Origin of the sequence: Exiguobacterium sp. s75 (assembly GCF_018617145.1) — a bacterium.
Classification (GTDB): domain Bacteria; phylum Bacillota; class Bacilli; order Exiguobacteriales; family Exiguobacteriaceae; genus Exiguobacterium; species Exiguobacterium profundum.
Window position 1 is genome coordinate 1,391,968 of record NZ_JACSJQ010000001.1, and the last position, 23,531, is coordinate 1,415,498.

General features: G+C 50.8%; 23 protein-coding genes and 1 tRNA gene. 3 read left to right on the forward strand and 21 right to left on the reverse strand.

All coding sequences use genetic code 11. From position 1 onward, the window contains the following. Positions 1–6: 6 nt before the first annotated feature. The 5 genes from KNO68_RS07165 to KNO68_RS07185 all read right to left on the reverse strand — a co-directional run bounded on the left by KNO68_RS07165 (position 7) and on the right by KNO68_RS07185 (position 4,902). Complete coding sequence (locus KNO68_RS07165; protein ID WP_078147303.1) at positions 7–1,191, reverse strand: phosphoglycerate kinase; 1,185 nt, start codon at positions 1,189–1,191, stop codon at positions 7–9. Between the two features lie 97 nt (positions 1,192–1,288). Continuing rightward, complete coding sequence (gene gap, locus KNO68_RS07170) at positions 1,289–2,296, reverse strand: type I glyceraldehyde-3-phosphate dehydrogenase (protein WP_012726912.1); 1,008 nt, start codon at positions 2,294–2,296, stop codon at positions 1,289–1,291. Positions 2,297–2,355: 59 nt separating this feature from the next. After that, positions 2,356–3,384, reverse strand: coding sequence for a sugar-binding transcriptional regulator (locus tag KNO68_RS07175; protein ID WP_012726913.1), 1,029 nt, complete (start codon positions 3,382–3,384; stop codon positions 2,356–2,358). 109 nt (positions 3,385–3,493) lie between these two features. Beyond that, a complete protein-coding gene (locus tag KNO68_RS07180; protein WP_047795086.1) occupies positions 3,494–3,751 on the reverse strand; it encodes a glutaredoxin family protein in 258 nt (85 codons plus the stop codon). Between the two features lie 5 nt (positions 3,752–3,756). After that, a complete protein-coding gene (locus tag KNO68_RS07185) occupies positions 3,757–4,902 on the reverse strand; it encodes an RNA polymerase factor sigma-54 (RefSeq protein WP_214683876.1) in 1,146 nt (381 codons plus the stop codon). A 119-nt stretch (positions 4,903–5,021) separates the two neighbouring features. Between KNO68_RS07185 and KNO68_RS07190 the strand changes: the two genes are divergently transcribed. After that, positions 5,022–5,094, forward strand: a tRNA-Arg gene (locus tag KNO68_RS07190). 151 nt (positions 5,095–5,245) lie between these two features. Beyond that, positions 5,246–5,821 carry an ATP-dependent Clp endopeptidase proteolytic subunit ClpP gene (gene clpP / locus KNO68_RS07195; protein WP_012726916.1) on the forward strand — a complete coding sequence of 192 codons (576 nt, stop codon included), beginning with the start codon at positions 5,246–5,248 and terminating at the stop codon, positions 5,819–5,821. A gap of 42 nt (positions 5,822–5,863) precedes the next feature. Here the strand turns inward: clpP and KNO68_RS07200 are convergent, their stop codons facing one another. The 13 genes from KNO68_RS07200 to hprK form a co-directional block, all read right to left on the reverse strand. Then, positions 5,864–6,559, reverse strand: coding sequence for a MerR family transcriptional regulator (locus tag KNO68_RS07200; RefSeq protein WP_168169853.1), 696 nt, complete (start codon positions 6,557–6,559; stop codon positions 5,864–5,866). 56 nt (positions 6,560–6,615) lie between these two features. Continuing rightward, on the reverse strand, positions 6,616–7,059 hold the full coding sequence (locus tag KNO68_RS07205) for a hypothetical protein (RefSeq protein ID WP_240499841.1): 444 nt from the start codon (positions 7,057–7,059) through the stop codon (positions 6,616–6,618). An 89-nt stretch (positions 7,060–7,148) separates the two neighbouring features. Further along, positions 7,149–7,664 (reverse strand): DUF2179 domain-containing protein, encoded by a 516-nt coding sequence (locus tag KNO68_RS07210; RefSeq protein WP_012726919.1) that lies wholly within the window; start codon positions 7,662–7,664, stop codon positions 7,149–7,151. 93 nt (positions 7,665–7,757) lie between these two features. Further along, positions 7,758–7,994 (reverse strand): hypothetical protein, encoded by a 237-nt coding sequence (locus KNO68_RS07215; protein ID WP_012726920.1) that lies wholly within the window; start codon positions 7,992–7,994, stop codon positions 7,758–7,760. An 86-nt stretch (positions 7,995–8,080) separates the two neighbouring features. Beyond that, a complete protein-coding gene (whiA, locus tag KNO68_RS07220; RefSeq protein WP_012726921.1) occupies positions 8,081–9,034 on the reverse strand; it encodes a DNA-binding protein WhiA in 954 nt (317 codons plus the stop codon). Between the two features lie 34 nt (positions 9,035–9,068). Beyond that, on the reverse strand, positions 9,069–10,064 hold the full coding sequence (locus tag KNO68_RS07225; RefSeq protein ID WP_078147307.1) for a gluconeogenesis factor YvcK family protein: 996 nt from the start codon (positions 10,062–10,064) through the stop codon (positions 9,069–9,071). Position 10,065: 1 nt separating this feature from the next. Beyond that, on the reverse strand, positions 10,066–10,938 hold the full coding sequence (rapZ, locus tag KNO68_RS07230) for an RNase adapter RapZ (RefSeq protein WP_078147308.1): 873 nt from the start codon (positions 10,936–10,938) through the stop codon (positions 10,066–10,068). A gap of 120 nt (positions 10,939–11,058) precedes the next feature. Beyond that, positions 11,059–12,012 (reverse strand): thioredoxin-disulfide reductase, encoded by a 954-nt coding sequence (trxB, locus tag KNO68_RS07235; RefSeq protein WP_078147309.1) that lies wholly within the window; start codon positions 12,010–12,012, stop codon positions 11,059–11,061. Positions 12,013–12,080: 68 nt separating this feature from the next. Continuing rightward, entirely contained in the window at positions 12,081–13,553 is a 1,473-nt protein-coding gene (locus KNO68_RS07240) for a tetratricopeptide repeat protein (protein ID WP_215112245.1), read from the reverse strand. 293 nt (positions 13,554–13,846) lie between these two features. Beyond that, a complete protein-coding gene (locus KNO68_RS07245) occupies positions 13,847–14,329 on the reverse strand; it encodes an acyltransferase (RefSeq protein ID WP_074036278.1) in 483 nt (160 codons plus the stop codon). Then, positions 14,322–14,972: a pyrophosphatase PpaX gene (gene ppaX / locus KNO68_RS07250; protein WP_078147311.1), complete on the reverse strand. Its 651-nt coding sequence runs from the start codon at positions 14,970–14,972 to the stop codon at positions 14,322–14,324. Before ppaX ends, KNO68_RS07245 begins: the two co-directional genes overlap by 8 nt. Further along, on the reverse strand, positions 14,972–15,790 hold the full coding sequence (lgt, locus tag KNO68_RS07255; protein ID WP_078147312.1) for a prolipoprotein diacylglyceryl transferase: 819 nt from the start codon (positions 15,788–15,790) through the stop codon (positions 14,972–14,974). Before lgt ends, ppaX begins: the two co-directional genes overlap by 1 nt. A gap of 2 nt (positions 15,791–15,792) precedes the next feature. Beyond that, positions 15,793–16,728 carry an HPr(Ser) kinase/phosphatase gene (gene hprK, locus KNO68_RS07260; RefSeq protein ID WP_214683874.1) on the reverse strand — a complete coding sequence of 312 codons (936 nt, stop codon included), beginning with the start codon at positions 16,726–16,728 and terminating at the stop codon, positions 15,793–15,795. A gap of 148 nt (positions 16,729–16,876) precedes the next feature. Here hprK and KNO68_RS07265 point away from each other — a divergent pair, with 148 nt between their 5' ends. After that, a complete protein-coding gene (locus tag KNO68_RS07265) occupies positions 16,877–17,233 on the forward strand; it encodes a hypothetical protein (RefSeq protein WP_078147314.1) in 357 nt (118 codons plus the stop codon). A gap of 36 nt (positions 17,234–17,269) precedes the next feature. Here KNO68_RS07265 and KNO68_RS07270 read toward each other — a convergent pair whose 3' ends face one another. From KNO68_RS07270 to uvrB, 3 genes are all read right to left on the reverse strand, one after another. After that, positions 17,270–18,439: a DUF4097 family beta strand repeat-containing protein gene (locus tag KNO68_RS07270; RefSeq protein WP_214683873.1), complete on the reverse strand. Its 1,170-nt coding sequence runs from the start codon at positions 18,437–18,439 to the stop codon at positions 17,270–17,272. A gap of 65 nt (positions 18,440–18,504) precedes the next feature. Next, entirely contained in the window at positions 18,505–21,378 is a 2,874-nt protein-coding gene (gene uvrA / locus KNO68_RS07275) for an excinuclease ABC subunit UvrA (RefSeq protein WP_214683872.1), read from the reverse strand. Beyond that, positions 21,379–23,349 carry an excinuclease ABC subunit UvrB gene (gene uvrB / locus KNO68_RS07280; RefSeq protein WP_214683870.1) on the reverse strand — a complete coding sequence of 657 codons (1,971 nt, stop codon included), beginning with the start codon at positions 23,347–23,349 and terminating at the stop codon, positions 21,379–21,381. Between the last annotated feature and the right edge of the window lie 182 nt (positions 23,350–23,531).

Sequence of the window (23,531 nt, forward strand, 5' to 3'; positions counted from 1 at the left end):
TCTAAATTACTTGTCGTTCAACGCCTCGACACCTGGAAGTTTTTTGCCTTCCATGAATTCGAGTGACGCGCCGCCACCAGTTGAGATGTGACTCATCTTGTCAGCAAGACCAAACTTGGCTGCCGCAGCGGCTGAGTCGCCACCACCGATGATTGAGTATGCATCGCTGTCCGCAAGTGCTTGAGCGACACCTTTCGTTCCGTTTGCGTATTTATCGAGTTCGAATACGCCCATCGGTCCGTTCCATACGACAAGTTTCGATTCGCGAATCGCATCCGCGTAAAGTTCGACTGTCTTCGGTCCGATATCGAGACCCATGTGATCCGCTGGGATCGAGTCGATATCGACTGGGCCGACATACGTTTCTTCGCCAAATTCTTTCGTGATGACGCAGTCAACAGGCATCAAGAATTTCACGCCTTTGTCTTCTGCTTTCTTCATGAATTGACGAGCGAGGTCAAGCTTATCCTCTTCAAGGAGTGACGTTCCGACTTCGTGTCCGAGTGCTTTCGAGAACGTGTACGAGAGTCCGCCACCGATGATGAGTGTGTCAACGATGTCAAGAAGGTGGTCGATGACCCCAATCTTATCCGCTACTTTCGACCCGCCGATAATTGCCGTGAACGGACGGTCTGGGTTTGAAAGAGCTTTACCGAGAACTTCAAGTTCTTTTTCCATCAAGAGACCAGCAACGGCTGTGTCCACGTGGTGTGCAATCCCTTCAGTTGAAGCGTGTGCACGGTGAGCCGCGCCGAACGCGTCGTTGACGTATACGTCAGCAAGTGCTGCAAATCCTTTTGCAAGTTCAGGGTCGTTTTTCGTTTCACCTGGGTAGAAACGAACGTTCTCTAAAACGACGACATCGCCTTCAGAGAGGTTAGCGACCGCTTCTTCTGCGACCGGACCGTATGCTTCTTCGACGAGCGGTACATCTTTTCCGATGAGTTCAGCGAGACGCTTCGCTACTGGAGCAAGTGAGAACTCAGGGTTCTTCTCGCCTTTTGGACGGCCGAGGTGGCTCGCAAGGACGAGTTTCGCACCACCGTCAAGCAAGTGCTTGATCGTTGGAAGTGCGGCTTGGATCCGAGTTTCGTCTTGGATGACGCCATCTTTGAGTGGAACGTTGAAGTCAACGCGGCAAAAGACGCGTTTCCCTTTTACATCGATGTCACGAATAGACTGTTTGTTCATAACTTTCGCCTCCATATGTCGTGCGTGTCATTTCATAAATAGAGCGGAGAACAATCTCTTGTTTCCGCTCCTATTTGATTCTATTTAGTTCACGAAATTACTTCGCGATGTTAGCGAAGTGCTTAACTGTGCGAACCAATTGTGCAGTGTAAGACATTTCGTTGTCGTACCAAGAAACTGTTTTAACGAGTTGCTTGTCGCCAACTGTCATTACTTTCGTTTGAGTCGCGTCGAAGAGTGAACCGTATGTGATTCCAACGATGTCAGAAGAAACGATTTCGTCTTCTGTGTAACCGAACGACTCGTTCGCTGCTGCTTTCATTGCTGCGTTTACTTCGTCAACAGATACTTGCTTGTCGAGTACAGTTACGAGCTCAGTGAGTGAACCTGTAGCAACTGGTACACGTTGTGCAGCACCGTCAAGTTTTCCTTGAAGTTCAGGGATTACGAGACCGATTGCTTTCGCAGCACCTGTTGTGTTAGGAACGATGTTCGCTGCAGCTGCACGCGCACGACGGAAGTCACCTTTCGGGTGTGGAGCGTCAAGCGTGTTTTGGTCGCCAGTGTAAGCGTGGATTGTCGTCATGAGACCTTCAACGATTCCGAACTGGTCTTGAAGTACTTTAGCCATTGGCGCCAAGCAGTTTGTTGTACAAGAAGCACCTGAGATAACTGTTTCAGTACCATCGAGGATGTCGTGGTTTGTGTTGTAAACAACAGTCTTCATGTCACCTGTAGCAGGAGCCGAGATCACAACTTTCTTCGCGCCAGCTTTCAAGTGAAGCTCAGCTTTTTCTTTTGAAGTGAAGAATCCAGTACATTCGAGAACGATGTCTACACCGAGGTCTCCCCATGGAAGTTCTTCAGGGTTACGGTTAGCAAGCGTGATCACTTTCTCTCCGTTTACGAGGAAGTGATCGTCGTGTACTTCAACTTCTCCGTCGAAACGACCTTGAGTCGTGTCATACTTGAGAAGGTGCGCAAGCATCTTCGTGTCTGTCAAGTCGTTGATTGCAACAACTTCGATTCCTTCGTTTTTGATGATCTCGCGGAATGCTAAACGACCGATACGTCCAAATCCGTTAATACCAACTTTTACTGCCATGTTAATTTCCTCCTTAGGGTAGAAGCTATTTATTGAAGAGCCAACGGGGGGTCAACTCTTTAATAACAAGTTAATAATTCTTTCGCCGCACCTTCGTCTGTGACGAGGATGATGTTCGACGTGTGTTTCGCATAAGCGGCGATCGCCTGTGCCTTCGATTTCCCTCCGGCAACCGCGATGACGGTATCCATGTCATCCAGCTCTTCGAGTTGGATCCCGACCGTCTTGACGCGATGGACGATCTCACCTTCAGCATTGAAATAATATCCGAATGCCTCGGCGACGGCGTCATGCCGTTCAATCATCCGCAAATGCTCCGGTGATGCGTGACGGCGCTTTGCCATCGTTTCTGCCTCACCAATTCCATGTACCACAATTCGCGCCGCTCTAATCATTTCCAGCACATTTTTGATGCTAGGTTCCTCCACCATCCGGTCGAATGTTTCTTGTGATACTTCATCCGGAATATGTAGAAGATGATAGTCTGCGTGGGCCCGGTCCGCCATGCGTGAACAGACGGTGTTCGCCTGAAGTTCAAGCGTTTCGCCGAGACCTCCACGTGCGGGCACGAAATGCATCGGGCGTTCTTTTTTATCGGGCGACATCATCGCCGCGACCGATGCCATCGTCGTTCCTCCCGTTACCGCAATCACATTATCATCCGGTGCGAGCCGCGCTTTTAGTTGCGTGACCGCCGCCCGTCCGATATCGCGTTGAACCCAGAATGTCTCATCCGAGTCACCCGGTACGATGACGACTTGGCGAACCCCTAATTTCTCTTCGAGCTCTCTTGCCACTTCTGAGATTCCGAGAAGTTCTCCCATGATCTCGTGCAAGTCTCGTAAGACGTTTCGTCCCGTCTCACTGAGGGAAATTCCTTGAGTAGCGACGTAAAGAAGACCTTGATCTTTCAAAAAGTCGACTTCTCGTCTAAGTACCCGTTCGGTCAGTCCCAAGCTCGTTGCGAGTGTCCTGCGGCCAATCGGCTGCATCAAGCGGACATAATGTAAGATATCGTAACGATGTCGGAGCGTATCGAGCAGGTCAGGGACAATTTGCTTCTGAACGTGAATCAGTTGCTGGATCATGCTCATACCCCCTCGACTTTCAGTGTGGACAACTTTTGTCCCACTTTTTTATTTGCGTCCCACCGCTACGAGTTCATCTTATCAATCACTTTTCCGTCTGGCAACCCCTTCAAACGTTTTTTTTCGATGTAAGCGTATACTTAACAAAATCTTCAACTTTGTTGTCATCATATCGCCCTTGACTGATGACCACACCTTCATGTATGAGAACGGGGATTTCAAAGAGGTACTTTGCCTCGAGCACCTCATCCCCGGTGATGTCGACCTGTTCGAGTTCGATCGGGTAATCTTCCTGTAACCATTCGAGCATGACGACCGCCTCGTCACATAGTGAGCAATTGTCACGTTTATATAATGTTAATTTCATTTTCGTCATCCCTTCCATACCTGTCGCTCGCGCTCGCGCGAATTACCGAATCCAAGCTCTTCCCGATAGTTCGTCACCGTCCGCCGGGTCACTTGATAACCGTATCGAATCAATTCATTCGCAAGCGCCTGATCACTTTGTGGTGCCTTCTCTCGTTGAATCAGTTCTGCGAGTGTCCGTTTAATCATAAATGGTGAATGCCCGCGACTTGTAGACCGAACAAAAAAGTGTCGCCATTCCATGATGCCACTCTCGGTCTTGGCGAACTTCCCTTGGATGGCTCGTCCGACCGTCGATTCATGTTTTCCGATGAGCTGCGCGACCGTACGTCGGGTCAACGGATTAAGGACAAGTTCCCCTTTGAGCCACTCGGTCTGACGTGCTTCAATGATTGACCAAATCTCACGCAGCGTTTCGTTCCGCATCGAAAGGGACGTCATCCACCATTTCGCCTCACGGTCATTTCCGACACGCGACTCGTCGAGTTCCGGACTGAGCCACGTCGTGACGAGTGTCCCCTCTTCATAGCGTACCTCGACTTCCGGAAACACGTGACCCGTTTCTTCATATAATAGAGGACGTTTCGGAAGTGTCGCGACGATTCGTTCCAGTCTTGCCAATTCCTCCTCTGAAATAGCAAGAGCAGTCGTCATCTGTTGAGGACTCACCCCACTCTCAATCGCTTCGAATACATCGACGATGCGAGGGTCCTCATGTTCGATCGCATGTCGATATTGACACTCCCGTTCTGTTCTCGCCCCGATCCCCGTCGGTTCAAGAAATAAAAGCGCCTGCCTCGCCTGTTCGATTCGAGTGACGTCGACACCGAGTCGTGTCGCCAACACCTCATTCGCATCCGGCAATAATCCCCGATGGTCGAGCAAGAGGACGAGTTGTCGTCGCAACACTTTCTCATCCTCACTGCCGCTACCCTCATGAATCTGTGTGAACAGCTTCTCCTCAAACGAGCTCGCCGCATCTGCAATCCAATCGACGTCCCCGCTCCCGATGTGAATGTTCGGGTTATGCCGTGCAAGACGCGCCAACCGGAATACGAGCGCGAGACGATCCGCTTCAAGGACCGGTAACCGCTGCACGAGGTCTTGCGTCATCTGTTGTTGCTGAATTTGTTTTTGCTCCTGCCGTTGCATCGTTCTCCCCCCCTCTTTTCTATTGTAGCGAACCCGCTTCCGTCGCGCTCAAAAAAGCTATGCGAACAGGATTGCTTTTTTAATAAAACAAATGTATAATAAATTCGTGTCACAGATATGCACCCGTAGCTCAGGGGATAGAGCACTGGTTTCCGGTGCCAGGTGTCGGGAGTTCGAATCTCTCCGGGTGTATCAGATGTAGAGGTCAGGCAGATTGCCTGGCCTCTTTTTCGTTTCACAACGAGAAAATCGTGGAATAGGTGAAAAACGATGACTATCGTTTGACCATCATTGACTATACAGGTATGATGAAATTACAACCTACATAAAGGAGGCAGATTCAATGTTAATTCCAACAGTTATCGAACAGACAGGCCGTGGGGAGCGCGCGTACGACATCTACTCACGCTTGCTCAAAGACCGTATCATCCTTCTCGGAAGTGCGATTGACGACAACGTCGCGAACTCCATCGTCGCACAGCTCCTCTTCCTCGCAGCTGAGGACCCAGAAAAGGACATCTCACTCTACATCAACAGCCCAGGTGGTTCGATCACAGCGGGTATGGCGATTTATGACACGATGAACTTCATCAAGCCGAACGTGTCGACGATTTGTATCGGAATGGCCGCATCGATGGGTGCCTTCTTGCTCCAAGCCGGTGAAAAAGGAAAACGCTTCGCATTACCGAACGCAGAAATCATGATTCACCAACCGCTCGGCGGCACACAAGGCCAAGCGTCAGACATCAAGATTCACGCAGAACGCATCATCAAGATGCGCGAGAAGTTGAACCAAATCATGGCAGAAAACACTGGACAGCCTCTTGAAGTCATCGAGCGCGATACAGAGCGTGACTACTTCATGGCAGCTGACCAAGCGAAAGACTACGGTCTCATCGACAAAGTCATGACACGTTAATCACACAAAAGACGTTTCCCGTTTGAGCGGGAAACGTCTTTTTCATTCAATCGGCATCCAAATCTCAATGATGTCGTCCGCTCCCCCTTGCCCGTGAATATAGCGCTCGAAGTCGACCGCGTCTCGTAGCGTCACGTCTGGAACGTTTACTAGCTGCTCATACGTCGACGGAATCATCGGGATGCCTCCCTCCACCGTCGCGACGATATAGTTCCCTTCCGTCAGTTCGACACGACGCGCATCTTCTCCCGACACCGGGTTCGTCATGCCCGCGACATAACCGTTCTCCTGCGGGAGACAGACTCCGTACGACTCGTCCGTCGTCAGTTCCGGTTGAAGCTTGGCCCACATATGCGGAATCTCCTCTAACGTACCACCATATCCATAGACGGAAATGGCTTCATTCAATGTCTCATATCTAATCTTCATGTCGTTCCCTCCTGCTTGCATCAATCGAATCTGCCTCTCGATTCGATGAAGTCGTTCGATTTCTACTTGAACTTCATCCAATCGTGTTTCTAACAATGTATCAACCGGTAGACCCGATTGAATTTGTTCGAGACGAAGTCCGATTTGACGTAATCGTTTGATTTCGCTCAACCGTCGAATCTCTTCCATCCCGTACATTCGATACTGATTCTCGGTCCGCGTCGGGCGGACCAATCCGCGCGCTTCATAAAATTTGATCGCCTTGACCGACAATCCGGTCACATGCGCGACTCTTCCGATTGGTATCACCGTTTCCCCACCTCCTACTTTCACTGTACAGCCATCCCTTAGAGGCAGGTCAACCATTAGTTTTCAGGAACCCGGACACCGAAGACGTATCGGCTATCTCCTTGCGACCACTCTCCGCCGACTTCATAGAGATAGATGCCCGGCTTGTCCGGAACGACGAGTTCAGAAGGAACGAGTTCCCCATCCTCGATTCGATTGAAACTCGACGTCATCGGTTCTGCATGATAGACGACATCGATTCGGTCGCCCGGTTTGACGGTGATCAGTTGAAGGTCGTCCGCTTCTGGTAGTCCGTAATCGGCGCACGTCGCTTGATTGCCGGATTCCCAACAGTACGTCGATTGTTCCACTTCCGCAGACACCGAGCCGACACGAACCGTCGGGAGCGGCGGTTTGACACCGTCCTCTCCATCTCCAAATAAGGTCATGGCGAAATAAACGATACCCGCCCCTACAAGTATAAATAGTAAGATCATCCACACACTCCGATTTCGTTTCACGGTCTCATCCCCTTTCTTCACTAGTTCCCTGTCACGAGATAAAATCCCTACTCCAACAAAAAAAGACCCACGTTCGTGAGTCTTGTGCGTCATTTCGGGCGACGCAGTCCTTTCATCATATAACCGCCTTTGAAGTCGATCGGGTCAAATGCGACGAGGAACGCTTTCGGTTCATGTTTCTCGACGAGTTCACGCAATTCTTTCATCCGGGTGCGGGCCGCCAATACGTCAAGACGGTAACGGACCCCGTCACGTCCTTGCCCTTGATAATGCGTGACCCCATATCCGTTGTCACGCATCTGTTGGATGAGCTCCGCCGGATATTCTTTCGTATGGACTTGGATCATGTTGTAACCGATGGCGAGTTTCCGTTCGACGAAACCGCCAAGTAAGATCCCGAGCCCGAAACCGACCGCATACACGATCATCCCGACCGTCGTCAGATCCTGGAACACGATGCCGAGCGCGAAGATATAGATGAGCGTCTCTAGCGTTCCGAATAGACCGGCGATGACGGTCTTCCCTTTCACGAGCATGATCGTCCGGAGCGTCAACACCGGAACGTAGATTAGTTGTAGCAGTAGGATGAGTAAGATTTGACCCATTTGATCGACCTCCGTTCCAATTCATTATCACCACTATTCCAAATTTCTTAGAGAGATGCAACTAAAAAAGGCTGACCGCAGTCAACCTTTTACTTAGTTATCTAGATTCTTTACGCTCGTGAGCAACTCGTAGTCTTTACGAATGACTTCGTAGATTGCGTTCTTGTCCCCGTTCAACAACTCTTCTGCACGAAGCTGGTTCAAGAAGAGGCTTGTGGCAAACGTGACGAGTGCACTTTTCGGAATCCCGATTTCTTTGGCACGCTCTGTGATGACCTGGTCGAGCTTAGCGTCGATCGTGAGCGATAATCTTTTCTTTTCATTCGACATAATGATGAAGCTCCTTTAATTCGCTATTCATAAAACCTATACACAATTGCTTATTATATAGGAAGAATGGTTTTGGTGCAACCGCATCACGAGGATGCGATTTCGTCCCCGCTACGTACGCGCTCGGCAATCTGGTCAATTTTACGAAGTCTATGGTTGATTCCTGACTTCGAAATCGGACCGGACTCGAGCATTTCCCCGAGTTCCTGTAACGAAACGTCCTGGTGTGTGACACGCAGTTCAGCAATCTCCCGCAATTTTTTCGGTAAGACGTCGAGCCCGACCGTCCGCTCCAAGAACTTGATGTTCTCGACTTGACGCAATGCTGCACCGACCGTCTTGTTCAAGTTGGCCGTCTCACAGTTGACGAGACGGTTGACGGAGTTCCGCATATCTTTGATGATTCGTGCGTCTTCAAACTCCAACATACCTCGGGTCGCCCCGATCAGCTTGAGGAAATCTGAAATTTTCTCGCTCTCTTTCATGTACAAGATATGCCCTTTTTTCCGTTCGAGCGTCTTCGCGTTCAACTCGAATCGGTTCGCCAAATCACGTAGCGCCTGGTTATGGTTTTCGTACAAGCTATAGATTTCGAGGTGGTACGACGACGTTTTCGGATGGTTGATCGACCCGCCGGCGAGGAACGCACCACGTAAGTAAGCGCGTGCTAAGTTCTCGTCCCCCGTCATATCCGAGTTCAGTGTCCGGATCATCTCGTAATTCTCTCCGAGGATCTCAAGGTCCCGAAGCATCGTCTCCGCATGCTGTGACACGCGGACGATGTAGACGTTGTTCTTTTTCAAACGCATTTTCTTCCGTACGAACAAGTCTAACGGATGGTCGTAAAGACGTTTCATCAACGAGTAAATTCGACGGGCGATCGAGGCGTTCTCCGTCGAGACATCTAAGGTCATGCCTCGTCCTAGGGCGAGCGAGATGACCCCGTTCATCCGAACGAGTGCCGACAGTTCCGCCTTCGCTTCCGCGTCAGTCACTTCAAGTTGTGTCAATTCTTTCTTCACATCTGATGCAAAGCTCATCGAGTCCCCCTCCTTTCTGTCTTTCCAACAATCTTTATTTCAGTTCCAATTCTTGAAACGAACGTGGCTTCTTGATTCGGAGCACCCGCTGCATGACGAGTCCGGCGATGGCGTCGGAATCATGACGGATATACTCCCGGTTATAATCGACGATGTCCCCAGCGAGAACGTTCGTCCCATAGTTTCGGAGTTTCTTCCGATCGAAGCGGACCTCTTCCGACCCGTCCTCACGATAACGCTCCAAATACTCTTCTTCAATCGGCTCGTTGTTGACGACAATCGTGTCGATCGATGCCTTCCCAAGGTACGACTCGATGACTTTTAAATGTTTCATCGCGTCATAGCCTTTCGTCTCACCTGGTTGCGTCATGACGTTACAAATATAGACGACCGGGACTTTCGAGCGGATGATGGCTTCCCGCACCGCCGAGATGAGAAGGTTTGGAATGATACTTGTATACAGGCTTCCTGGACCGAGCACGATGACGTCCGCCGATTCAATCGCCTCGACGACGCCCGGGGCCGGTTCAATGCCTTCCTCGAGTAAAAACATACGCTTGATCGGTTGCTCATGTAGCGGAATCTTGGACTCCCCTTTGACGATGGTGCCGTCCTCGAACTCGGCGGCGAGGGTCATGAGCGTCTCTGTCACTGGCAACACTTTCCCTTGTGCGTTCAAGAGTTGCGACATGACATCGATCGCTTTGACGAACGAACCCTCACAGATGTGAGTCGCTGCCGTGAGCATCAAATTTCCAAGGGAATGCCCTTCTAATCCATATCCCGTATCGAAACGGTATTGCAAAATCTTATCCATTAACGGCTCAACTTCCGACAACGCCAAAATGACGTTACGGATGTCGCCAGGAGGCAACATATGAAACTCGTCACGAAGACGTCCCGAGCTTCCGCCGTCGTCCCCGACGGTGACGATTGCCGTGATGTCGAGCGGATAATGTTTCAACCCACGAACGAGAGTGGACAACCCTGTCCCTCCGCCGATGGCGACTACTTTCCGGTCTCGTCTCATGTCACTTCTCCTTCGTCGCGTGAACGAGGTCGCGGTGGACCGTCTTCACGTTATAGCGATCAGCAAAGTGCTCCGACACTTTCTCAGCGAAGGTGATCGACCGGTGTTTCCCGCCGGTACAGCCGAACGCCACGACGATTTGCGTCTTCCCTTCCCGTTTATACTGCGGAAGGAGGAACTCGAGCATGTCGATCAACTTCTTATAGAACGCTCGCGCTTCCGGGTGCGACATGACGTACTCTTGTACTTCTGTCGTCTGACCCGTGAGCGGACGGAGCTCAGGGATATAGAATGGGTTCGTGATGAAACGGACGTCGAACAATAAGTCGATATCGAGCGGCACTCCGTGTTTGAAACCGAACGACATGAAGTTGACTGTGAACGGGATCCGTTCTTCGTTGAACTGTTGGAGGATGCGGTCCTTCAACATCTGTGGCTTCAAGTCGCTCGTATCATACAACGTGTGGGCCCGGTCACGGAATCCTTCTAACAGTTCGCGCTCCATCTTGATGCCGACGAGTGGCGCATCTTCCGGTGCGAGCGGATGGGACCGTCGCGTCTCCTTATAACGGCGAACGAGCACGTCGTCCCGCGTCTCTAAATACAACAGGTGCGGATGCACGTTCTTCTTTTCCAAATCGTCGATGACGATGAACAAGCTATCGATAAAGTCTCGTGTCCGTGTATCGATGGCGACCGCGATTTTCGGTCGGACCGAGCTGATGACATCAATCAATTGTGGTAAGAGTACCGGTGGCAAATTGTCGACGCAGAAATAGCCGAGGTCCTCGAAACTATTCATGGCGACCGACTTCCCAGCCCCGCTCATCCCACTGATGATGATCAATTCTTCTAATCCTTTAAAGTCTTCCATCTCGCTGACGCCCCCTTAAAATTGACAACCGAGCCGTGTGTGTAGCTCTCTTCATCTAGTATAACGAACGTCCGAAAAAAAGAGAAGGACCGCGGTCCCCCGCAGTCCTACCTTCTTGAATCATGCGTTTTGTTCTTGCAACGATTCGAGGAGTCCCTCGATGAAGTGTTGAGCATTCTGAGCGGCAATCGATCCGTCGTTCGTCGCTGTGACGACTTGACGAAGCGTTTTCTCGCGAACGTCGCCGGCAGCGAAAATCCCTGGGATGTTCGTTTCCATCGCCTCGTTCGTGACGATGTATCCTTGCTCGTTCGTGATGCCGAGGTCTTGGACGAACCCGGTGATCGGGTTCATGCCGATATAGATGAAGACGCCGTCGATCTCGTGGTCTGTCTCAGTCCCGTCAATTGTGCTGACAAGACGAGCCCCACCGACTTTCCCGTCTTTCTCTGTGATTTCTTTCAACGTGTGGTTCCAAATGAAATCGATCTTCTCATTGTCGAACGCACGTTTTTGAAGAATCTTCTGAGCGCGAAGCTCATCGCGACGGTGAACGATCGTCACCTTGTTCGCAAAGCGTGTCAAGAAGACACCTTCTTCAACAGCCGAGTCGCCACCGCCGATGACGAACAAATCTTTCCCTTTGAAGAACGCTCCGTCACATACCGCACAATACGATACGCCACGGCCACCGAGTTCTTCTTCTCCCGGTACGCCGATTTTCTTATACTGAGCACCAGAGGCGAGGATGATTGCACGTGCTTTATAGTCACGGTTGTGCGCATGGACGATTTTATATTGTGTTTCATCCGAGATGCTTTGCACGTCCCCATATGCATACTCCGCACCGAACGCTTTCGAATGGTCGAACATTTTTTGAGACAAGTCAGGACCAAGGATGCTGTCATAGCCCGGATAGTTCTCAATGTCTTCCGTGTTTGCCATCTGACCACCTGGAATCCCGCGTTCAATCATAAGTGTTGAAAGGTTCGCTCGTGAAGCATATAGCGCAGCGGTCATTCCGGCAGGACCGGCACCGATGATAATGACGTCATAAATTTTTTCTTCTGTCATGTTGATTCCACCTCTGCAAGAAATTGATTGCCTTTAGTATAAGAAACCTGTAAGGGTATCGTCTATCTTTATGCTTGTTCGAGTGTCCGTTTGAACGAACGGACCGTCTCTGTCAACGTGTCGACCGAGAGATGGAAGGCGTTCGCACAATTTTCGAGAATCAATGCGTCCCGTTTCGTATAAAACATCCAGACGAGCGCAACGGCCGATGCCGTTACGTCCATGAATGATTCATCAGACAACAGAAGCGTCGCGAAACGTTCATAGAAGTCGCCCTCTAGGCTCATCCGTTCCGCTTCTGATACATGTGCTTCAGCCAAGACGAGCGCATCAAACGCACGCTTGATCCGGACGTCTCCTTTGAACGGTTGCTGACAAAGGTCGGCACGACACATCTCTGCGAACGCACGGACCGTCCCGTTTTCCGTCACCGCATTCGTGAGCGCAAGCGCTTCGAACGCTTCGTCATCTTTTAAGTTGGCGATGATTCGGATAATCTCGATTCGAGCCAAGTCGCTCTCTTGACGCAATCCTTGGACGAGCGCCGAACGAAATTCGAGGTTTTCTCGAATGTCGAAGCTTTGTTTCTCTTCAAACTGTTTCATCTCTTCATTGTTCAAGTAGGTGGCTGCCTCTTCAAGTCGTCCTGTCTTATAGGCAGACACGCTGAGCCAATGCCCAAACAGTGGGTCCCCACGGAATCCGCGGTCTTTCAATAGACGCAGTTCTTCATATGCACGGTCGTAATGTCCGACAAGCGCGAGTGTCGTCGCCAATTTATAACGTAAGTCAAATTGGAGTGGACGGACACGTGTAAGCGGTGTCGACAACTGAAGGGCCACTTCCGATTGACCCGCTTCATGGAGCAAGAGAATCGTGTTCAAGATTGCATGCAAGTTGCCAGGATTTTGGTCGAGCACGTATTCGAGCGTCCGGAATGCCGCTTGGTCATCACCAAGGTAAAAATTGACGACCGACAGATTGTTGTATGCTGGCCAAAACGATGGATATTGACCGATGAGACGCTCGAGTGTCGCCTTTGCCGCAAACAATCGTCCTTTATCGATTTGACGCTGCGCTTCCGTATGCCACGTGATCAATTCGTCTTCTTCCTCGTCCTCGAGCTCTTGTTCGAGTTCGATCAGTTCAAGAAGGGATTGCACAGCTTCCGTGAAGTGACCTTTTGTGTCACGGGCGAGATATTCGGATGCATAGTGCGCCGCTTCCTCATATTGAGAGACATAGGCACAGTTGCTTGCTAAGTGATACAGTGCCTCTGTTGCGGTCTCATCGAGCTCTAATACTCGTTTCCACACGTCATTGGCGTGGTAGACCTCCCCTACTTCAAATAACAGTTCTGCGTACTGTTTATGATAGTCGACGCGATGCGTGGCTGCCGCTGTCGCTTCAGCCATGAAAAAAGTCGCTTCATCCAGGCGACCTTCACGTAACGCACGACGACCTCTATAGTAGTGGAGCTCCGCAGCGAGCGGAGATTCTGGTTCGGGTAGCGTCATTACTGCTTCATAGTTCGCTTCCATATTCTAAATCCTCCACATCATCTCTAAATCTTTTTTAGTTGCAGGGATAAGAATACCGCACTCGAACAACGAGGGCAACTGAAAAAGTTAAAAAAAATTGCGACTATATTCCCTCTATAATGAATATTTTTTACTAGGTTCAAAAATTGTTTTTGAACGAAAATATGATGGCTTCATTTCTGTACATTTATCCATGAAAAAGCGGCATCTCTTTAAAAAAAAGTGATACCGCTCAAGTATTATTGATTCTGTACGAACAAAATGCTCATGAAAACATTTTGCGAAAAATTGTGTCAAATATGTGTCAACGATTGAAGCTTTGAACCGATGACCCGCTCTCCTGGTAAGACGTCACGGTGCACCACCGCGCCCGCGCCGATGACGGCACCGTCCCCGATGGTTACCCCTGGCAGGATGGTAACGTTCGCACCGATTAATACGCCATCACCGATGATGACGTCCCCGATCCGATACTCGTCTACGAGATACTCATGACAGAGAATCGTCGAATTGAATCCGATGACCGTATTGCGACCAATCGTGATACGTTCCGGGAACATGACGTCCGGTGTGACCATGAGAGCAAGGGCACTATATTCTCCGATATTCATCCCGAGGAACGTCTGGTAAAGCCAACGCTTTGCCTTCACCGACGGAAAGTAACGACCGACCAGAACGACCGTCGTGTTTTTGAAGACACGCAGAAAGCGAATCGTCTGATACATTTGCCAAAGCGGATTCGGTCCCTCGATGTGATATCGTGTCGTCTTACGCATGAATACTGACCTCGTCTAGCCACGCCTCGAAATGTTCCATCGAGTCGATGATGACGTCCGGTTCGAGCGATTCGAGGAATGGACGCCCTTTGAGGGCCCAGCCTACAGCGACCGTCTTCGTTCCGGCATTTTTCCCGCTGAAGATATCCGTGTCGTTGTCTCCGACCATGACGGCGCGTTCTGGTGACGAACCGAGCGCCTTGAGCGCACGTTCGACCGGTTCGGCGTGAGGTTTTTCGTTCTCGACGTCATCCGCCGTCACGACGACATCAAACAAGTGGTCGATGTTGAACAATCGAAGCCCGCGCTCGACGACCGGACGACCTTTCGACGTGACGACGCCCATCTTGTATCCTTTCTCATGGAGGCGGTATAGCCCTTTGATGACCCCTGGATACTCCGCGACGAGTTGGTCATGCATGGCGATGTTGAAGCTCCGATAGAAGGCTTGCATCTCTTTCCATTCCGGCTCGTTGAGTTCACGGAACGACTTTTCGAGCGTTGGTCCGATGAATCGATAAATGTCTTCATCCCGATACGTTTGCTCTGGGAAGTAGTAGTCGAACGTATGGCGGAAACTCGCGATAATGAGCGGGTTCGTATCGAGTAATGTACCGTCTAAATCAAATAAGAGCGTATCCATTAATCAAACAATCCTTTCTCTGATGGGTCGTTGTACCGTTTCGCGTTGCGGCGAAGGATCATCATGACGATACCGAATAAGATCAAGGCGATCGACACCATTTGGGCCGCACGCAAATCTCCTGACATGAGACTGTCCGTACGAAGTCCCTCGATATTGTAGCGACCGATTGAGTACCAGATGAGGTACGACAAGAAGATATAACCACGTCGTGGATTGCCAATCATGCGCCACGCGACGAGAAGGATGACCCCGATGATATTCCATACACTTTCATATAAGAAGGTCGGGATATAATAAGTCCCATCAATGTACATCTGATTGACGATCCAGTCTGGTAGCATGAGCGTATCTTGCAAGAAACTACGCGTCGTCTCGCCACCATGTGCCTCTTGGTTCATAAAGTTTCCCCAACGCCCAATGGCTTGTCCAAGAAGAAGCGATGGCGCCAAGATGTCCGTCACTTTCCAGAACGACATCGACTTTCGCATACAATAGACGATGACGACAAGGAGAGCACCGAAGATGGCTCCATGAATGGCAATCCCACCTTGACGAATGTCGATGATTTGTCCGAGGTTCTCTGAATAATAATCCCATTGGAACGTCACGTAATAAATGCGCGCGAAGACGATGCTGATCGGAATCGACCAGATGACGACATCCACGAGTCGTTCTGAATCATAATTGATACGTTTTGCTTCGTATAAGGCGAGGACGAGACCAAGCATCGCCCCAAAGGCGATAATCATGCCGTACCAATAGATTGGCAAAGAGCCAATCTCAAACGCCACACGATCAAATGTCGGTTCTACCATGCTCACAAGTCTCCTTCAGTATCCTGAATCGCGTTCGCGAGACGTTCTGCGAACTCTTCAGCCGTATTGATTCCCATATTTTGCAGACGATAGTTCATCGCTGCGACCTCGATGATGACTGCCAAGTTTCGACCAGGTCGAACGGGGATGGTCAAGAGAGGAACTTCACTGTCGATGATTTTCATCGTATTGTGGTCGAGTCCGACACGGTCGTATACTTTGCCCGCGTCCCAGTTCTCCAAGTTGACGATGAGACTGATCTTTTTATGCGACCGAACCGCACCCGCACCGAACAACGTCATGACGTCGATGATGCCAATCCCACGAATCTCGAGCAGGTGACGAATGAGCTTCGGTGCTGATCCGACGAGGAGATGGTCCCCCGTTTGACGAATCTCGACTGAATCATCGGCGACGAGGCGGTGCCCCCGTTTGACGAGTTCAAGTGCCGTCTCAGATTTCCCGACACCACTCTGGCCCTTGATGAGGACACCGACACCGTAAATGTCAACGAGCACGCCGTGCATCGCTGTCATCGGTGCGAGTTCCATCTCTAGGAAGTTCGTGATTTGTGATTCGATTGAGGTCGTCACCGCATTCGTCCGCATGAGCGGGACGTTTGCCGCTTCCGCTTCTTCTTCGATTTCTTTTGGAATATCAAAGCCACGCGTGATTAAAATTCCTGGCGTCTGTTTCGTACACAAGATTTTAGCGCGCTCACGACGCTTCTCTTCCGAGAGGCTCGCGTAGAATGTCAACTCCGTCTTCCCAAGCACTTGCAGGCGGTTTTTGGCATAGTGCGTATAATAGCCGGCAAGGACGAGACCCGGTCGACTCAGGTCGGGTGTGGCGACCGGACGATGAAGTCCTTCCTCTCCCGCAATGATTTGAAGTTTAAAACGCTCAACAACTTGAGCGGTACGTACGATATTTTGCATGAGTATCTGCCCCTTTCACGCTCATTATTGTATCATAGCTCTTTCTAAGACGGGCTAGGGAAGTGATGAAGAACGTGTCAAAAAATTGTTGAAACCATCCTATTACGCCGTTCGTATGTAGGGTATAGGCTTACTAGGAGGTGGAATAATGGGAGGTTTATTCGGAATTGTCATCTTATTTGCGCTAGTGATTGGAATTGGGTCACTCGTTTACATCATCAAATCATTGATCGATATGTGGAAAGAATATGCCGCAACGAAAAACGAGACGATCTTGCTCTTGTTCATCTTGAACATCATCGGATTCTTCTTGTCCGGAGCGCTCATCTCCATGATTGTCGCCATCATCTTCTATTGGAATCGCTCGAAGTCGATGCGCCTTCTTGGAATCATTCTCTTGATTGCCGGACCGGTCCTCTTCATCGTGTTCGCTATCAGCGCCTTCACTTTGTTTGATACGCAGATGATGGATTGGCAACAGATGGAGTACGAAATGAATCTATAATCAAAAAATCCCGAAGGCTCAGCCTTCGGGATTTGCTTATTGTTGATGGAACGGATTGTTCAAATCGCCCGGGTCGACGGGATCGACCGGGTCAGCCGGTTCTACTTTATCCTCATCAAGGAATGTGGATGGCGTATAGACCGAACCGTGCTCCAAATCGATCGTACCGGTACGCGTCCCCGCCTCGACTTCGATGCGAGGGGTTTGACCACGACCCGACAAGAATTCCAGACGACGCTGTGCGACGTCCTTACGGTCACGGATGATTTCGAGCTCATCGAGCAAGCAGTGCAGACCACCGAAGTTCGTCTCGAGCTCCCCTTCGACCTCGACGCCATGTGGTAACACGAGTCGAATGTTTCCGGCGAGTGACGCGAGTTCAAACTTCGCAGGACGAGCTGTCGCCAGTTCCGCGCGGATGTTTCCGTTCCCGGTCTTGAGGGAGGCTTTATCGTACTTCCCACCGACGATGACGGCACCGTTTCCGGTCCGAACGTGAACGAGTTCCGCTTCGACACCTTCGACCTCGACCGTCCCATTCCCAGTGTTCAGTAATAGTTCGGATGCATGCACGTCATGGAGCACGACACGCCCGTTTGCGGTTTGCACACGAACGTTCTCGACATCGAGACCATCGGCCCGGACTTCACCGTTCAACGTTTGAACAAGAAGATGGTTGAAATGGTGGTGCGGGACGTACAGTTCCACGTGGGCCCGGACGAGTTTATCACGGAGCGAAACGACGAGACGATCCCCGATGACAGAGTGCTTAACCGCAGACTGTAACTGTTCGAGCGCCTTATCCGCGTCTTGTTGGCGGAGCGGACGACCCGTGACAATCAGTTCACAATCTTCGGCATCAGACGAAACAATTGTCGCCGACGCGTTGAACAGGTCGAGCGAGATATCGCTACCTGTGAACGGGAACGACTTCGAATACGTCACTTCCGGACCAAAGTTCGAGCTGAATGAAAAGTCGCTGTCGCGAAGTTTCGTCACGAGCCCTTCCACTGCCGATGTCAGTTTCGTTGTGAGCGATTCAACCGAATAGGCATCGACCTTTTCTGTATCCTGTCGCTCTTCAAGCGTTTGAACCTGTTCCGGTTCAAGTCGCTCGAGACGTTCGAGTTGCGTCATCGCCTCCTCGATCGTCATCTTGCCTTCCTTCACTTGCTGGAGAATCAGTTCACGCATTTCTTGTTTCACGTTCGTTTTCCCCCTTCAATTTGGTTGCACGTCAATTACCTTCCCGTTTCTCACCATTTCTATACTTATTTCTTTTTTCCTGCTTTCGGTTTCACTCGGGCTGCATCTCGTTCGAGAACCGGCTTCAAATACTTACCGGTATACGAGCCTGACACTTCCGCGACTTCTTCTGGTGTCCCCGTTGCGACGATGAGTCCGCCACCATCTCCACCCTCTGGTCCGAGGTCAATCAAATAATCGGCCGACTTGATGACATCGAGGTTATGCTCGATGACAAGCACCGTGTCCCCGTTCTCGACAAGACGTTGCAACACTTTCAACAAGCGCGCGATGTCGTCGACGTGAAGACCGGTCGTCGGTTCGTCCAGAATATAAATCGTTTTCCCGGTCGACCGTTTATGAAGTTCCGAAGCGAGTTTGACACGCTGGGCTTCCCCACCCGAAAGTTCCGTCGCTGGCTGACCGAGTTTCATATAGCCAAGACCGACGTCATAAATCGTTTGAATCTTCCGCTTGATTTTCGGAATCTTGTCAAAGAATTCGAGTCCTTCCTCAATCGTCATATCAAGGACGTCTGCGATCGTCTTCCCTTTGTACTTCACTTCGAGCGTTTCACGATTATAGCGTTTCCCGTGACAGACCTCACACGGAACGTAGACGTCAGGAAGGAAGTGCATCTCGATTTTGATGATCCCATCCCCACGACATGCTTCACAGCGCCCGCCTTTAACGTTGAAACTGAAACGTCCCTTCTTGTAGCCGCGCATCTTCGCTTCATTCGTCGAGGCGAAGACGTCACGAATATCATCAAAGACACCCGTATACGTGGCCGGGTTCGAACGAGGGGTCCGTCCGATCGGGGATTGGTCGATATCGATGACCTTATCGATATGCTCAAGTCCTTCAATCTTCTTGTGCTTGCCTGGCTTCGCTTTGGCCCGGTTCATATTGTGCGCGAGCGATTTATAGAGAATCTCATTGATGAGGGTCGATTTACCCGATCCCGAGACCCCTGTTACGGCAACGAACATCCCGAGTGGAATGGAAACGTCGACGTCTTTTAGGTTGTTCTCTTCTGCTTTGACGATCTTTAAGAAACGTTCGTCTGGCATCTTCCGTTCAGCCGGAAGTGGGATGAACTTCTTCCCAGCAAGATATTGACCGGTGAGCGAGTTTTTATTTTTCATCAGTTGTTTCGGCGTCCCGGCCGCAATGACCTGTCCGCCATGTTCTCCTGCGCCTGGTCCGATATCGATCAAGTAGTCGGCTTCCATCATCGTGTCCTCGTCATGCTCGACGACGATGAGCGTGTTGCCGATGTCCCGCATCTGTTTGAGGGTCGAAATCAACCGATCGTTATCACGTTGATGAAGACCGATGGATGGTTCGTCAAGGACATACAAAACACCCGTGAGACGAGACCCAATTTGTGTCGCGAGACGAATCCGCTGCGCCTCCCCACCCGAGAGTGTTCCAGCGGCACGAGAGAGCGTCAAGTAGTCGAGACCGACGTTATTCAAAAAACTGAGTCGTTCCCGAATCTCTTGGATGATGAGACGGGCGATGGCGATCTCTTTCTCGCTCAACTGCTCGTTGAGTCCTTCAAAGAACGCGAGTGCGTTCACGACCGATTTCTCCGTCACTTGCCCGACGTGCTGACCCGTGATCTTGACGGCGAGCGACTCTTCTTTCAAGCGATAGCCGTGACATGTCGGACACGCATGTGTCGCCATGTACATTTCCATCTGCTCACGGATATAGTCGGATGTTGTCTCCCGGTAACGGCGCTCGATGTTACGGAGCACCCCTTCAAAGAAAATGGTATTCGTCCGCACTTGACCGAAGTCGTTCTCGTAGCGGAAGAGGAACGATTCCTCCGAAGATCCGTTCAAGACGAGGTCCTGATCACGTTTTGATAGGCGCTCGAACGGCACGTCCATGTCGATGTTGAAATGCTGGCACATCGCAGCCAAAAGTTGTGGATAGTACTGGGAACTTGTCGGTTGCCATGCGGCAATCGCCCCCTCCTTCAACGTCTTCGACGGGTCCGGGATGACGAGTTCTGGGTCGACGTCTAGTTTCGTCCCAAGACCATCACACGTCGGACATGCACCGAATGGCGAGTTGAATGAGAACATCCGAGGTTCGAGTTCGCCGATGGAGAACCCGCAGATCGGACAGGCGTGATGCTCACTGAAGAGAAGCTCGGTGCCATCCATCTTATCGATAATGACACGGCCGTCCGCAAGACGTAATGCCGTCTCGAGTGAGTCGGCGAGGCGCCCTTCGACGTCAGGTCGGACCACGAGGCGGTCGACGACGACTTCAATCGAATGCTTCTTGTTTTTATCGAGCTCGATCTCATCCGTCAATTCAATTGTTTCACCATTGACACGGACACGAACAAATCCTTCTTTTTTCAAGGAGTCGAATACTTTCACGTGCGTCCCTTTTCGACCCGATACGATTGGCGCAAGAATTTGGAGTCGCGTCCGTTCCGGCAATTCCATCACCTGGTCGACCATCTGTGAGATCGTTTGACTCGAGATCTCGATGCCGTGGTTCGGACAGACCGGCTTCCCGATTCGTGCGAACAATAGACGAAGGTAATCATAAATCTCGGTCACCGTCCCGACCGTCGACCGTGGGTTACGACTCGTCGTCTTCTGGTCAATCGAGATGGCCGGACTGAGCCCTTCAATCGTATCGACGTCTGGCTTATCCATCTGTCCGAGGAACTGTCGGGCATATGCGGATAAGCTCTCGACGTAACGACGCTGTCCTTCCGCATAGATCGTATCGAACGCAAGTGACGATTTCCCGGAGCCGGACAAGCCCGTCAAGACGACGAGCTGGTCACGTGGGATATCGATGTCAATATTTTTTAAGTTGTTGACGCGTGCCCCTTTGATGACAATCGCATTTTTCTTTTCAGCCATTTAATTCCCTACCTTCAACTCCAAGATTAAGTCACGCAATTCGGCCGCACGTTCGAACTGGAGGTCGCGCGCCGCTTGCTTCATTTCTTCTTCCAACTTGGCAATCGCCGCCTCGCGTTCGGCCGGCTTCATCGTACTGAGCGATTCGAGTGCTTCCTCTTCCGCCTCGACCGTCGCCCGAATGACCCCTCGGACGTCCTTTCGAATCGTCTGCGGGATGATGCCATGTTCTTCATTATAAGCCTGTTGAATCGACCGACGACGATCCGTCTCTTCGATGGCCCGCGCCATCGAGTCGGTCACCTTGTCCGCGAACAGGATGACGTGTCCGTTCGCATTACGCGCCGCTCGACCAATCGTCTGGATGAGCGAGCGATCCGAACGAAGGAACCCTTCCTTGTCCGCATCGAGGATCGTCACGAGACTGACCTCTGGAATATCGAGACCCTCCCGCAACAAGTTGATCCCGACGAGCACGTCATACTTCCCGAGCCGAAGGTCACGAATGATTTCGATTCGCTCGAGCGTCTTGATCTCAGAGTGCATATAGTTGACCTTGATTCCCGCTTCGCGTAAGTAATCGGATAGGTCCTCTGCCATCTTCTTCGTGAGCGTCGTCACGAGCACGCGCTCGTCGCGCTTGATGCGTTCGCGAATCTGATCCATCAAGTAGTCAATCTGACCTTTGATCGGATGAATCTCGATTGTCGGATCAAGTAACCCGGTCGGACGGATGATCTGCTCAATCATGTTCGGCGTATGTTCGAGTTCGTACGGACCTGGTGTCGCCGAGATGAAAATTGCTTGTGAGACTTTCTTCTCGAACTCATCGAACTTGAGCGGACGGTTATCCTTCGCCGAAGGGAGACGGAAGCCGTGATCGACGAGCACTTGTTTCCGTGCCTGATCCCCGTTGTACATCCCGCGTACTTGCGGGAGCGTCACGTGCGACTCATCGGCGACGAGTAAGAAGTCTTCTGGGAAGTAATCGAGTAGCGTATACGGAGTCGAGCCTTCTGGCATCAAGTTCAAGTGGCGCGAATAGTTCTCGATTCCTGAACAATACCCCATCTCACGCATCATTTCCAAATCGTAATGCGTTCGTTGCTCGAGTCGTTGCGCTTCTAGGAGCTTCCCTTCTTCGCGGAACTTCTCAAGTTGTTCCTCAAGTTCCGCTTCGATGTTGACGATTGCCTTTTGCAATTTTTCGTCGCGTGTGACGAAGTGGGATGCCGGGAAGATGGCGACGTGATCACGGTCTGCGATGATTTCACCCGTCAACGGATCCATCTCACGGATACGGTCGATCTCGTCTCCGAAGAACTCGATGCGCATGCAGTGTTCGTCACGCGATGCTGGGAAGATCTCGACGACGTCCCCGCGGACACGGAAACGTCCACGCTGAAAATCGATATCGTTTCGTTCATATTGAATGTCGATGAGTTTACGTAACATCTCGTCACGTCCCATCTCTTTCCCGACGCGAAGGCTCAAGACGAGGCTCCGATATTCTTCCGGGTTACCGAGACCATAAATACAGGAGACAGATGCGACGATGATGACGTCATCGCGCTCAAAGAGAGCCGACGTCGCCGAGTGACGCAGCTTATCGATTTCATCATTGATTGAAGCATCCTTCTCAATGAACGTATCCGTCGACGGCACGTACGCTTCCGGTTGATAGTAGTCATAGTAACTGACGAAGTACTCGACCGCGTTGTTCGGGAAGAACTCTTTGAACTCCGAGTAGAGCTGACCGGCGAGCGTCTTGTTATGGGCGAGGACGAGTGTCGGCTTCTTTACTTCTTGAATGACGTTCGAAACGGTAAACGTTTTACCCGTACCCGTTGCACCGAGGAGCGTCTGATACCGGTCACCTCGATTTACACCTTCGACAAGCTGTCGAATCGCTTCAGGCTGGTCGCCTCCTGGTTGAAATTCAGATTGTAATGCAAACGGAATCGATTCCATAAGATACTCCTCACCTTCTCATTTCATAAGTGTCTTGATTATACCATAGACACGAACAAATATTCGCTTATTAGTTTGTAGGTTAATTCATTTTATTTCTTTTTTTCATTCAATCCATTGTTCATTTCTTTTTCCTTTACTGTCTCAAAAGAAACATCTTGTTCCATCCAAATCATCACATC

What these genes read in the sequence shown, in the direction of transcription:
- KNO68_RS07165 (WP_078147303.1), bottom strand. Translation starts at nt 1,191, where the DNA reads ATGAACAAACAGTCTATTCGTGACATCGATGTAAAAGGGAAACGCGTC.
- gap (WP_012726912.1), bottom strand. Translation starts at nt 2,296, where the DNA reads ATGGCAGTAAAAGTTGGTATTAACGGATTTGGACGTATCGGTCGTTTA.
- KNO68_RS07175 (WP_012726913.1), bottom strand. Translation starts at nt 3,384, where the DNA reads ATGATCCAGCAACTGATTCACGTTCAGAAGCAAATTGTCCCTGACCTG.
- KNO68_RS07180 (WP_047795086.1), bottom strand. Translation starts at nt 3,751, where the DNA reads ATGAAATTAACATTATATAAACGTGACAATTGCTCACTATGTGACGAG.
- KNO68_RS07185 (WP_214683876.1), bottom strand. Translation starts at nt 4,902, where the DNA reads ATGCAACGGCAGGAGCAAAAACAAATTCAGCAACAACAGATGACGCAA.
- clpP (WP_012726916.1), top strand. Translation starts at nt 5,246, where the DNA reads ATGTTAATTCCAACAGTTATCGAACAGACAGGCCGTGGGGAGCGCGCG.
- KNO68_RS07210 (WP_012726919.1), bottom strand. Translation starts at nt 7,664, where the DNA reads ATGGGTCAAATCTTACTCATCCTACTGCTACAACTAATCTACGTTCCG.
- KNO68_RS07215 (WP_012726920.1), bottom strand. Translation starts at nt 7,994, where the DNA reads ATGTCGAATGAAAAGAAAAGATTATCGCTCACGATCGACGCTAAGCTC.
- whiA (WP_012726921.1), bottom strand. Translation starts at nt 9,034, where the DNA reads ATGAGCTTTGCATCAGATGTGAAGAAAGAATTGACACAACTTGAAGTG.
- KNO68_RS07225 (WP_078147307.1), bottom strand. Translation starts at nt 10,064, where the DNA reads ATGAGACGAGACCGGAAAGTAGTCGCCATCGGCGGAGGGACAGGGTTG.
- rapZ (WP_078147308.1), bottom strand. Translation starts at nt 10,938, where the DNA reads ATGGAAGACTTTAAAGGATTAGAAGAATTGATCATCATCAGTGGGATG.
- trxB (WP_078147309.1), bottom strand. Translation starts at nt 12,012, where the DNA reads ATGACAGAAGAAAAAATTTATGACGTCATTATCATCGGTGCCGGTCCT.
- KNO68_RS07240 (WP_215112245.1), bottom strand. Translation starts at nt 13,553, where the DNA reads ATGGAAGCGAACTATGAAGCAGTAATGACGCTACCCGAACCAGAATCT.
- KNO68_RS07245 (WP_074036278.1), bottom strand. Translation starts at nt 14,329, where the DNA reads ATGCGTAAGACGACACGATATCACATCGAGGGACCGAATCCGCTTTGG.
- ppaX (WP_078147311.1), bottom strand. Translation starts at nt 14,972, where the DNA reads ATGGATACGCTCTTATTTGATTTAGACGGTACATTACTCGATACGAAC.
- lgt (WP_078147312.1), bottom strand. Translation starts at nt 15,790, where the DNA reads ATGGTAGAACCGACATTTGATCGTGTGGCGTTTGAGATTGGCTCTTTG.
- hprK (WP_214683874.1), bottom strand. Translation starts at nt 16,728, where the DNA reads ATGCAAAATATCGTACGTACCGCTCAAGTTGTTGAGCGTTTTAAACTT.
- KNO68_RS07265 (WP_078147314.1), top strand. Translation starts at nt 16,877, where the DNA reads ATGGGAGGTTTATTCGGAATTGTCATCTTATTTGCGCTAGTGATTGGA.
- uvrA (WP_214683872.1), bottom strand. Translation starts at nt 21,378, where the DNA reads ATGGCTGAAAAGAAAAATGCGATTGTCATCAAAGGGGCACGCGTCAAC.
- uvrB (WP_214683870.1), bottom strand. Translation starts at nt 23,349, where the DNA reads ATGGAATCGATTCCGTTTGCATTACAATCTGAATTTCAACCAGGAGGC.